Genomic DNA, 10,240 nt, shown 5'->3' on the forward strand with positions numbered 1-10,240 from the left:
GGAGCCGGAAAAATTCGATTTTTCCGGGCCGGAATTTTCCAAAAATTCCGGCGTCCATGGCTGGCCGCGGCGTTCAGGACGCCCACCAGGCTTCGATCTCTGCGCGGCTGATGCGCACTGCAGGTCCAAGGCCCACCAGCACGGTTTCCTCCGCCTCGCAGCGCTTCGCCTCCACGCGGCGGCCGACCACATGCAGCTCGTAGGCGCCGCCGGAAGTCAGCACGAAGCCCTTCATCCGGTAAAGCCCCTCCGGCCGTGCCGCCAGCTTGTCGCCAAGCGCGCGCCGGTCCAGAACCACGCGGCTGCGGTGCTGCCAGGTGGTGTAGCCTGGATGCGCCGCCATCGCGCGGCCCTTGGGCAGGGGCACAACATCAAACAGCAGCTGGGCCGATGGCGCTTCGGTCAGCACCATGGGGGTGCGGGCGCCGCAGCGCTCCAGCAGCGCCGAAAGCCCTGCGCCGATTTCTTCGCACTTGGTGACGAGGACCAGATCGCCCGCGCGGATCTGCTGCTCAACCTGCGAAGTGGTCAGCGGATCGTCCAGAAGCGCCGCGAGGTTCTCCGCATCCGCCAGGGTGACGATGCCGCCATAGCTGAGCCGTCTGTCTTCCAGAACTGTACTGGCGATGGCGACCGGGTCGGCGATGCCGCTGGCTTCGATCAGCACATGGTCCGGGCGGTGCGCTCCGCTCAGCAGCTCCTGCAAGGCCAGCGCCAGATCCTCGCCGCGCGAGCAGCATACGCAGCCGTTGCTCAGCGCCAGCTGGCCGCCCCCGGCACCGGAGATCAGCGCATCGTCGATGTTGATGGCGCCGAAGTCGTTGACGATCACCGCAAGCTTCAGCCCGTGGTCCTCGGCCAGCAGCCGGTTGACCAGCGTTGTCTTGCCCGCGCCCAGGTAGCCGCTGAGGATGGTCACTGGCAGACGTGGCAGACGGGACATTGGGGGCCTCTCCTTCGCAGTCCGCCGCCGGGCCAAGCGGGCTGCGGGCGATCCTGATGGCTGCGTTTTGCGGGAGGTATAGGCGGGCGGGGGCGGCCGGTCCAGAGAAAGCGTGGCCCGGTGCCAAGGCCATCGCCTTTCCGGTGTCAGCAAGCCAGCTGCGAGCCGGACCCGGGGGGCCTTAACGCAACAAGGCGCGGAGAGCTCCGCGCCTTGCCGATTTCATCCTGAGCGAAGGAGTTACTTCCAGCCCACGGTGTCGAAGATCTTCTGCGCTTCGGGCAGGTTCTGCGCCACTTCGGAGAGGTTCACGTCATCCGGCTTGAAGTGGCCGAGCGTCGCGATCGAGGGCGCAAGGCCCACGCCGGGTACGGCCGGGTATTCATCGTTGCCGGCCGAGAAATACTCCTGCGCCGATTCGCTCGACAGGTACTCCAGGAACTTGATGGCGTTTTCCTTGTTCGGCGCATGCGCGGCGACACCGCCGCCCGAGAGGTTCATGTGCGCGCCCTCGGCGTTCTGCGACGGGAACACCCAGCCGATCATGCCGCGGCTGTCCGAGAGGCCCTTCACGTCCTTGCGGATCGCGCGGGCGAAGTAATAGGTGTTGGAGACCGCGATGTTGCATTCGCCCGACACCAGGCCGCGCAGCTGGTCGGTGTCGCCGCCTTGGGGCTCGCGCGCCATGTTGGCGACCACGCCCTCGGCCCAGTCCTGCGCCTTTTCGGCGCCGTGGTGGGTCACGATCGAGGCCAGCAGGGTCTGGTTGTAGACGTTGGTGGAGGAGCGGATGCAGATCTGGCCCTCATAGGCGGGGTCGGCGAGGTCGAGGTAGGTGATCGGCGGATTCTCGACCGCTTCCTTGTTGTAAAAGATGATCCGCGCGCGCTGGCTGAAGCCGAACCACTGGTTTTCAGCATCCTGCAGGTAGCCCGGCACCCGGGCTTCCAGGGTTTCGCTCTCGATCGATTGCAGCACGCCCGCATCCTTGGCGCGGGTCAGGCGCGAGGTGTCGACGGTGATCAGCACGTCGGCGGGGGAGTTCGCGCCTTCGGCCTTCATGCGGGCGATCAGCTCGTCGGCGTTGCCCTCGATGCGGTTGACGGTGATGCCGGTGGCCTCTTCGAACTCGCCGTAGAGCTGTTCGTCTGTGTCGTAGTGGCGGGAGGAGTAGATGTTCAGCTCGCCCTCTGCTGCGGCGGAAGTTGCGATGGAGGCGGCCAGGGCGCTCGCCAGGACCGGGGTGGCTTTCAGCATGTCATGTCCTCTTGTTCTCTGTTCGGCGGTATATTCCGACTGATTTAGTCGATTAACTTATTCCGCAGCGGATGCAAAGGGTTTCTGAGTAAAACGCTCGGAAAGTTCGGCGGCGCGCTCTGACGCATGCGCTCATCGGAATTCCGCTGCCGGGCGCTCCCGCCCGTCGCTGGGTTTCTGGTGAAACCCGCTCCCGTTGGGCCGGGCCCCGCGCCTTGCGCGGGGCCCGCCCCAACGCCGCCAAGGCTCTTCGGCGCAGCCGGAGGGCCTGCAGGGGCGGGAGTGCTCCGGGGCGTGTGGCTGGGGCCGCGGTTGCGGCTGGCGCGGCCGGCTGGGTCTAGCGCCTTTTGGGCCGGGTTGCTTGGCCTCGGGGAACAGGAAGACGAGGCGCTGCTGGGGCGAAGCAAGCGATCTTACGGATCAGCATACAGACATGCCGAATTTGCTGCCGTCAGCCCTTTTTTCTGGTCACCGTCTTCCCGGAGCCTGCCAATATCGCGGTGGCCTCGGTGTTGAGGGCGGCAGGGTGTCGCTGCGGTTTGCGATTCGATGCTGAGCTGGCGGCGGGGCTGGCGTTTTGGGGGATGGTGGCGGCCTCCGGGCTTGATGCGCTGCGGCAGAGCGCAGCGCAGGTGCTGGCGGTTTTGACGCTGATTGGCCGGCTTTTCCTGATGTGGCTGGCCTGGCAGTCCGACCGCTCGGCGCATGAGCCTGCGCCGGTTGAGGAGGCGGCCGAACGCAATGGGCGGTGGTTCCGGTTCGGGATGAGTCTCGACCTTTCCAACCCCAAAGCGGCAGTGGCCGGGCTGGCGGCAGTGTCGAGGGGGCGGAAGGCGGCTTGGAGCAGCTTGCTGCGGTGAGGCTGCTCTGCATAGTTTTGCGCGGTCTGAACTACGCAGGCCACGTGCTGGCGTTCCCCGCGCCGGCCGTGCGGGCGGGGCTGGGACTGATCCGCGCGGCGCTGACCCGGACATGATTCAGGGCGCCGCTTGCCCGATCCCGAATCGCAGACACAAAAAAACCGCATCCGGAGATGCGGTTTTTCCAAAATTCGCTAACTTTGGATCTCAGCCCTGGCGCGCTTTGAACTTGCGCTGGGTCTTGTTGATCACATAGACGCGGCCCTTGCGACGCACAACGCGGCAGTCACGGTGCCGGTTCTTGAGCGAGCGGAGCGAGTTCTTGACCTTCATGGCCTCTCTCCTTTTCTGCGGCGCGAACCAGCGCCTTGGGTTAGCGGGTGCCCTGGCCGTGGCCAAGGCGGTGAATTCATGGTGGGCGATACAAGGATCGAACTTGTGACCCCTTCGATGTCAACGAAGTGCTCTACCGCTGAGCTAATCGCCCACTCTGGCCTGCGCGTCCTCCAGCCCCTCAATAGTGCAAGGGGCGCAGGGTGCCGCGCCGGTGAAGGGGTCTATAAATAGAGTCGCCGGAGGGTGCAAGAGCTTTTGACCGCAGAAATTTCCGCTCTATGCTGTTTTCTGTAACCGAGGCGACGGAGCAAGGATGCCGGACACAGCGTTTTCCGTGATTTCACCGCAAGAACTGACATCGGCCGTGGTATTTGCCTCTCCGCACAGCGGAACCGATTATTCCGAGAGCTTTCTGGCCCAGGCGATTCTGGGCGGCACCGCGATCCGCAGCTCGGAGGATGCATTTGTGGATCAGCTGTTTGCCGCGGCCCCCGGCCTTGGCGCGCCGCTGCTGACGGCGGTGAAGCCGCGCGCCTATCTGGACCTCAACCGCTCGCCAGAGGAACTGGACCCGGCGCTGATCGAGGGAGTCACCCGCAAGGGGCAGAACCCGCGGGTGGCCTCGGGCCTCGGGGTGATTCCACGCGTGGTCTCGGGCGGGCGGGCGATCTACCGCGGCAAGCTGCCGCTTTCGGAGGCAGAGTTCCGCCTCAGCCACTTCTGGCACCCCTACCACGACGCGCTGAAGGGGCTGTTGAAGCAAGCGCACCGGCGCTTCGGTCAGGCGATTCTGGTGGATTGCCATTCAATGCCGCATGAAGCGATCGAGACAATGGCACCGCGCGGCACCTCGCGGCCCGAGGTGGTGCTGGGCGACCGTTTCGGCGCCGCCGCCGCTACTGCCATCGTGGACCGGATCGAGGCCGCCTTTACCGCCGCCGGCCTGGAAGTGGCGCGCAATGCGCCCTTTGCCGGGGCCTATATCACCCAGACCTACGGCCGGCCCTCGCAGCGCCAGCACGCGGTGCAGATCGAGATCGACCGGGCGCTTTACATGGACGAGACCGAGCTGCGGCCGAATGCGAATTTCGGCGTCCTGCGGGACCTGCTGCGCGGGGTGATTGCCGAGATCGCGGTGATCGGCCAGGAGGAGATGCCGCTGGCTGCTGAGTAAGGCGGGACCGGGTGCGTCTCAGCGCAGGCCGCGCCCTTTCATGATGGCATCCTTGCCGAAGCGTTTGCGGATCGCATCGGTGGCGCGTTCGGCCTCGGCGCGCTGGCCTGCCTGCGGATCGAGCAAGTCGCCGGTAACGTCGGCCTGCGATTCGGGCACCAGGTCGGAAATCCCGCAGCCCAGGAGCCGGAAGGGACCTTCGCTCACCGCCTGATCCAGCAGGCCGCGGGCGGTGCGGTAGATCTTGTCGGCCATTTGGGTCGGGCTGCGCAGCGACAGGCGGCGGGTCAGCGCCGAGTGGTTTGCGCGCTTCAGCTTCAGCGTCACCACGCGCCCCGCCATCTGCTTGGCCTTCGCCCGGTCGGACACCCTCTCCGCCAGCCGCCATAGGTGCCCGTCGAGCACGTCGAGGCTTGCGGTATCCTCAAAGAAGGTGGTCTCGTTGGAGATCGACTTTACCGGTGCATGGGCGGAGACCCGGCGGCGGTCCTCGCCGCGCGCCAGATGCCAGAGCCGTTCGCCCATGGTGCCGAAGCGGGCATGCAGCGCCTCGCGGTCCCAGCGCAAGAGGTCCGCGAAGGTGCGGATACCGGCCTTCTCCAAACTCGCCTGCGCCGCCGGGCCGATGCCCCAGATCAGCCGGACAGGTTTGTCGCGCAGGAAATCATCCGTCTCCGCCTTTCCGATCACCGCAAAGCCGCGCGGCTTGTCGAGGTCGGAGGCGACCTTGGCCAGAAACTTGTTGTGGCTGAGGCCGATGGAGCCGGTGATGCCCAGCTCGTCCTTCATCCGCTTGATGAGCCGCGCCAGCATCACCGCGGGCGGCGCGCCATGCAGCTTTTCGGTGCCGGTGAGGTCCATGAAGGCCTCGTCCAGCGACAGCGGCTCCACCGCGGGGGTGAGCTCCTCCATCATCGCGCGGACCGCGCGGCTCACCACGGCGTAGGCCTCCATCCGCGGCTTGATGACCACGGCATCGGGGCAGAGCTTCAGGGCCTGGAACATCGGCATCGCCGAGCGCACGCCGCGGATGCGGGCGACGTAGCAGGCAGTGGAGACCACGCCGCGGGTGCCGCCGCCGATGATCACCGGCTTGCTGGCAAGCTCCGGATTGTCGCGTTTTTCGACGCTGGCATAGAAGGCGTCGCAGTCCATGTGCGCAATGGTGAGCGAGAACAGCTCCTCATGCGCGGTGATGCGCGGGCTGCCGCAGGCGGGGCAGCGGCGGGCGGCGGGGACCGGGGTCAGGCAATCGCGGCAGAGTGCTGGCATGGGCGTCCGGTATCTTGAAGCCGGGGGGGAGTGAGAGCGGCCCAGTCTAGCCTCTGGCGCGGGGGTTGTCTTCCGGATTTCGGCGGAGTGGCAGCTGCGCAAAAGAAGGTCCCCCGCAGCCAGGGCGGGGGCAGGTGACGAACCTCAGGAAGAGGGGCCGTCAGGGGAGTGTCTCACCTGCAGCCTCACCCGGGACGGGCTTTGGCGCAAACTTCCCGGAGTGCGGTGGGAGCGGTGGCACGGGCGCCTGTGCCTTTTCAGTCACGGGGCGATATGGCGCAGCCGGCGGGTGCCGGCGCGGTTTCCTCTTGTGGCTGAGGATGTTGAAGAAAGACAAGCCGCGTGCGGTGCCCTGGCCGGGGCGCCATCGGCACCTGCGGCCAAGAGTTTTTTCTCTGCCTGTTTATTGTGCAGCCGCGCCGCCGCTTTGTGAGGCTCAGTGCGCGGCGAGGTCCTGCAGGATCGCCTGCACCGCCTCGCGCGGGCTCGCGGCTTGCCAGACCGGGCGGCCCACCACGATGTGGTCGGCGCCGTCGGCAATTGCCTGGGCCGGGGTGGCGACGCGTTTCTGGTCGCCAAGCGCAGCGCCGGCCGGGCGCACGCCGGGGGTGACGATCAGCTTGCCTGCGGCTTCGGGCAGGGCGCGGATCAAGGCGGCCTCCTGCGGGCTGGCGATGACACCGTCGGCGCCCGCGGCGAAGGCCAGACCCGCGCGCTCCTGCACCAGGTCCCGTACAGCGCCGGGCTTGATCAGCGCGGCATCCAGGTCGGCGCGGTCGAGCGAAGTGAGGATAGTGACCGCGAGGATCTTGAGGCCGGTCCCGGCCGCGCCCTCCTTGGCGGCGCGCACCACATGCGGGTCGCCGTGCACAGTCAGGAAGTCGAGCTCGAACTGCGCAAGGCCCCGCACCGCGGCCTCCACCGTGGCGCCGATGTCGAAGAGCTTCATGTCGAGAAAGATGCGCTTGCCCTGCTCCTGCTTCAGCTCGTTGGCAAGCGCCAGCCCGCCGCCGGTCAGCATGCCAAGGCCGATCTTGTAGAAGGAGACCGAATCGCCGAGCTGGCTGGCGAGCTTCAGCCCGGAGAGGGCGTCGGGCAGGTCGATGGCAACGATCAGGCGGTCATCGGCGGGCAGGGTGGCGGTCATTCGGGCTCTCCTTCGAAGGCTGGCGGCTGCGGCGCAAAACGCCCGTGTCATACGCCCGGGGCACCGCTGCGGCAAGCCATAGCAGGCAGTGGCATCGGGGCGGCGGGCGTCTCCCGCGCCTGAAGCTGCCCCAAGGGGCAGATTACAGCCTTGGGCCGGGCGCCGCGCCCCCGGGGGGGCGCGGCGCGGTTGCGCGGTGCCGCGGCCTGGTGAGGGTCGGCACTGCCGGAATTGACGCAGATCAGGGATATGCTCATCTTTTCCGTGCACTGTCCTCTTGAAGCGGCGTTGCCGCTTCCCACATCTATTCCCGAGGCCCGGACCGGGGCGTGCCGCCAAGCGGGCGCCGCAAGACCCACGGGCGCTTGAAAAAGGAGAGCAAGATGGACTTGAACAAGTTCACGGAGCGTGCACGCGGGTTCGTGCAGGCAGCGCAGACAATTGCGATGCGCGAGGGGCACCAGCGGCTGGTGCCGGAGCATATACTGAAGGCACTGATGGATGACGATCAGGGGCTGGCAAGCAACCTGATCGCCCGCGCGGGCGGCGCGCCCGAGCGCGTGGCCGAGGCGGCCGATGCCGCCGTTGCCAAGCAGCCCAAGGTGAGTGGTGACGCCGCCCAGACCTATCTGGACGGGCAGACTGCCAAGGTGCTGGATGAAGCCGCCAAGATTGCCGAAAAGGCCGGTGACAGTTTTGTGCCGGTGGAGCGCCTGCTGATGGCGCTCTGCATGGTGAAATCCAAGGCCAGGGAAGCGCTGGAGGCCGGCGAGGTCTCGGCCCAGTCGCTGAACGGCGCGATCAACGACATCCGCAAGGGGCGCACCGCTGACAGCGCCACCGCCGAGGAAGGCTATGACGCGCTGAAGAAGTACGCCCGCGACCTGACCGAGGCGGCCAGCGAAGGCAAGATCGACCCGATCATCGGCCGCGACGAGGAAATCCGCCGCTCGATGCAGGTGCTGAGCCGCCGGACCAAGAACAACCCGGTGCTGATCGGCGAGCCGGGCGTCGGCAAGACTGCCATCGCCGAGGGCATGGCCCTGCGCATCATCAACGGCGATGTGCCGGAGAGCTTGCGCGACAAAAAGCTGCTGGCGCTCGACATGGGGGCGCTGATTGCCGGGGCCAAGTACCGCGGTGAGTTCGAGGAGCGGCTGAAGGCGGTGCTGACAGAGGTGACCGAGGCTGCGGGCGAGATCATCCTGTTCATCGACGAGATGCACACGCTGGTCGGCGCGGGCAAGGCCGATGGCGCGATGGATGCCGCCAACCTCATCAAGCCCGCTCTGGCGCGCGGCGAGCTGCACTGCATCGGTGCGACCACGCTGGATGAATACCGCAAATACGTCGAAAAAGACGCCGCCCTCGCCCGACGCTTCCAGCCGGTGATGGTGCAGGAGCCGACGGTGGAGGACACCGTCTCGATCCTGCGCGGCATCAAGGAGAAATACGAGTTGCATCACGGCGTGCGCATTGCCGATGCGGCACTGGTGGCGGCGGCGACGTTGTCGAACCGCTATATCACCGACCGTTTCCTGCCCGACAAGGCGATCGACCTGGTGGATGAGGCCGCCTCGCGCCTGCGGATGCAGGTGGATTCGAAGCCCGAGGAGCTGGACGCGCTGGACCGGCAGATCCTGCAGCTGCAGATCGAGGAAGAAGCGCTGAAGCTCGAAGAGGACGCGGCCTCGCGCGACCGGCTGGAGAAGCTGCAGAAGGAGCTTGCGGGGCTGCAGGAGCAATCCGCCGGGATGACCGCGCAGTGGCAGGCGGAGCGGGACAAACTGGCCTCCGCCCGCGATCTGAAGGAGCAGTTGGACCGGGCTCGCGCCGATCTCGACATTGCCAAGCGCGAGGGCAACCTCGCCAAGGCGGGCGAGCTGTCATACGGCGTCATTCCGGGGCTGGAGAAACAGTTGGCCGAAGCCGAGAAGCAGGAAGAGCAGGGGCTGATGGTCGAGGAGGCCGTGCGGCCCGAGCAGATCGCCGCGGTAGTGGAACGCTGGACCGGCATCCCGACCTCCAAGATGCTGGAGGGCGAGCGCGAGAAGCTGTTGCGCATGGAAGACGACTTGCACCGCCGGGTGATCGGCCAACACACGGCGGTGACGGCAGTCGCCAATGCGGTGCGCCGGGCGCGCGCGGGTCTGAACGACGAGAACCGCCCGCTCGGCTCCTTCCTGTTCCTCGGCCCCACCGGCGTCGGCAAGACCGAGCTGACCAAGGCGGTTGCAAGCTTCCTGTTCGACGACGAGCACGCGATGGTGCGCATCGACATGTCGGAATACATGGAGAAGCACTCGGTCGCCCGGCTGATCGGCGCACCGCCGGGCTATGTCGGCTATGACGAGGGCGGCGCGCTGACCGAGGCCGTGCGCCGCCGCCCCTACCAGGTGGTTCTGTTCGACGAGGTCGAGAAGGCGCATCCGGATGTGTTCAACGTGCTGCTGCAGGTGCTGGATGACGGCATGCTGACCGACGGGCAGGGCCGCACGGTGGACTTCAAGCAAACGCTGATCGTGCTGACCTCCAACCTCGGCGCCCAGGCGCTGAGCCAGCTGCCCGACGGCGCTGATGCCGCGGAGGCCAAGCGCGACGTGATGGATGCGGTGCGCGCCCATTTCCGGCCCGAGTTCCTGAACCGGCTGGACGAGACCATCATCTTCGACCGGCTGAACCGGAAGGACATGGACGGCATCGTCGAGATCCAGATCGCCCGCCTGATGAAGCGGCTGCAGGGCCGCAATATCGAATTGGCGCTGGACGAGGATGCCAAGACCTGGCTTGCGGACGAGGGCTATGATCCGGTGTTCGGCGCACGCCCCCTGAAGCGGGTGATCCAGCGCGCGTTGCAGAACCCGCTCGCCGAGGCACTGCTGGCAGGTGAGATCAGGGACGGCGACACGGTCCCGGTCTCGGCTGGCAGCGAAGGGCTGATCATCGGTGACCGGCTGGGCACCAGCGACAGGCCCAGGCCCGACGATGCGGTGGTGCATTGAGGGGTGGAAAATGAGAAGAGCCCGCCGGTGACGGCGGGCTTTTGACTTTCCGTGATCCCTCTACCGGGCTACCAGTTCCCGGTATCCCTAGGGTCAGGACCCATTGATTTTCGGCTATCGGCATGATTCACGGCTCGAAAACGAGCGGTGACCATGTCTGATCTTTTCTGGCTAACTGACGCGCAGATGGCGCGCCTTGAGCCTTTCTTCCCCAAGTCCCACGGCAAGCCACGCGTTGATGACAGGCGG

The 10,240-nt window shown here is 66.6% G+C and carries 8 protein-coding genes, 1 tRNA gene and 1 pseudogene; 4 read left to right on the top strand and 6 right to left on the bottom strand.

Annotation, left to right across the window (positions count from 1 at the left end; all coding sequences use genetic code 11):
- Positions 1-73: 73 nt before the first annotated feature.
- Both ACOHX0_RS13135 and ACOHX0_RS13140 read right to left on the bottom strand, forming a co-directional pair.
- Entirely contained in the window at positions 74-934 is an 861-nt protein-coding gene (locus tag ACOHX0_RS13135) for a CobW family GTP-binding protein (protein ID WP_420677321.1), read from the bottom strand.
- Between the two features lie 249 nt (positions 935-1,183).
- The gene (locus tag ACOHX0_RS13140) at positions 1,184-2,200 is read right to left on the bottom strand and encodes a Fe(3+) ABC transporter substrate-binding protein (RefSeq protein WP_420677312.1); all 1,017 of its coding nucleotides are present in this window, start codon (positions 2,198-2,200) and stop codon (positions 1,184-1,186) included.
- 347 nt (positions 2,201-2,547) lie between these two features.
- On the opposite strand from ACOHX0_RS13140, the gene ACOHX0_RS13145 reads away from it, so the two are divergent.
- Positions 2,548-3,060 carry a LysE family translocator gene (locus ACOHX0_RS13145; RefSeq protein WP_420677313.1) on the top strand — a complete coding sequence of 171 codons (513 nt, stop codon included), beginning with the start codon at positions 2,548-2,550 and terminating at the stop codon, positions 3,058-3,060.
- A gap of 207 nt (positions 3,061-3,267) precedes the next feature.
- On the opposite strand, the gene ykgO is transcribed toward ACOHX0_RS13145, so the two are convergent.
- The gene (gene ykgO / locus ACOHX0_RS13150) at positions 3,268-3,393 is read right to left on the bottom strand and encodes a type B 50S ribosomal protein L36 (protein WP_005648635.1); all 126 of its coding nucleotides are present in this window, start codon (positions 3,391-3,393) and stop codon (positions 3,268-3,270) included.
- A 79-nt stretch (positions 3,394-3,472) separates the two neighbouring features.
- Positions 3,473-3,547, bottom strand: a tRNA-Val gene (locus ACOHX0_RS13155).
- A gap of 162 nt (positions 3,548-3,709) precedes the next feature.
- Between ACOHX0_RS13155 and ACOHX0_RS13160 the strand changes: the two genes are divergently transcribed.
- On the top strand, positions 3,710-4,570 hold the full coding sequence (locus ACOHX0_RS13160; protein WP_420677314.1) for an N-formylglutamate amidohydrolase: 861 nt from the start codon (positions 3,710-3,712) through the stop codon (positions 4,568-4,570).
- A gap of 18 nt (positions 4,571-4,588) precedes the next feature.
- On the opposite strand, the gene ACOHX0_RS13165 is transcribed toward ACOHX0_RS13160, so the two are convergent.
- Positions 4,589-5,842: a DNA polymerase IV gene (locus tag ACOHX0_RS13165; RefSeq protein WP_420677315.1), complete on the bottom strand. Its 1,254-nt coding sequence runs from the start codon at positions 5,840-5,842 to the stop codon at positions 4,589-4,591.
- 436 nt (positions 5,843-6,278) lie between these two features.
- Positions 6,279-6,989, bottom strand: a complete 711-nt coding sequence (gene pyrF, locus ACOHX0_RS13170; protein ID WP_420677316.1) for an orotidine-5'-phosphate decarboxylase — start codon at positions 6,987-6,989, stop codon at positions 6,279-6,281.
- Positions 6,990-7,372: 383 nt separating this feature from the next.
- Here pyrF and clpB point away from each other — a divergent pair, with 383 nt between their 5' ends.
- Both clpB and ACOHX0_RS13180 read left to right on the top strand, forming a co-directional pair.
- A complete protein-coding gene (gene clpB / locus ACOHX0_RS13175) occupies positions 7,373-9,991 on the top strand; it encodes an ATP-dependent chaperone ClpB (protein WP_420677317.1) in 2,619 nt (872 codons plus the stop codon).
- A gap of 153 nt (positions 9,992-10,144) precedes the next feature.
- Positions 10,145-10,240, top strand: a pseudogene (locus ACOHX0_RS13180) (IS5/IS1182 family transposase); the annotation flags it as partial.

It is taken from the genome of Cribrihabitans pelagius, from assembly GCF_048820915.1.
Taxonomy (GTDB): Bacteria; Pseudomonadota; Alphaproteobacteria; order Rhodobacterales; family Rhodobacteraceae; genus Cribrihabitans_A; species Cribrihabitans_A pelagius.

What these genes read in the sequence shown, in the direction of transcription:
- ACOHX0_RS13140 (WP_420677312.1), bottom strand. Translation starts at nt 2,200, where the DNA reads ATGCTGAAAGCCACCCCGGTCCTGGCGAGCGCCCTGGCCGCCTCCATC.
- ykgO (WP_005648635.1), bottom strand. Translation starts at nt 3,393, where the DNA reads ATGAAGGTCAAGAACTCGCTCCGCTCGCTCAAGAACCGGCACCGTGAC.
- ACOHX0_RS13160 (WP_420677314.1), top strand. Translation starts at nt 3,710, where the DNA reads ATGCCGGACACAGCGTTTTCCGTGATTTCACCGCAAGAACTGACATCG.
- ACOHX0_RS13165 (WP_420677315.1), bottom strand. Translation starts at nt 5,842, where the DNA reads ATGCCAGCACTCTGCCGCGATTGCCTGACCCCGGTCCCCGCCGCCCGC.
- pyrF (WP_420677316.1), bottom strand. Translation starts at nt 6,989, where the DNA reads ATGACCGCCACCCTGCCCGCCGATGACCGCCTGATCGTTGCCATCGAC.
- clpB (WP_420677317.1), top strand. Translation starts at nt 7,373, where the DNA reads ATGGACTTGAACAAGTTCACGGAGCGTGCACGCGGGTTCGTGCAGGCA.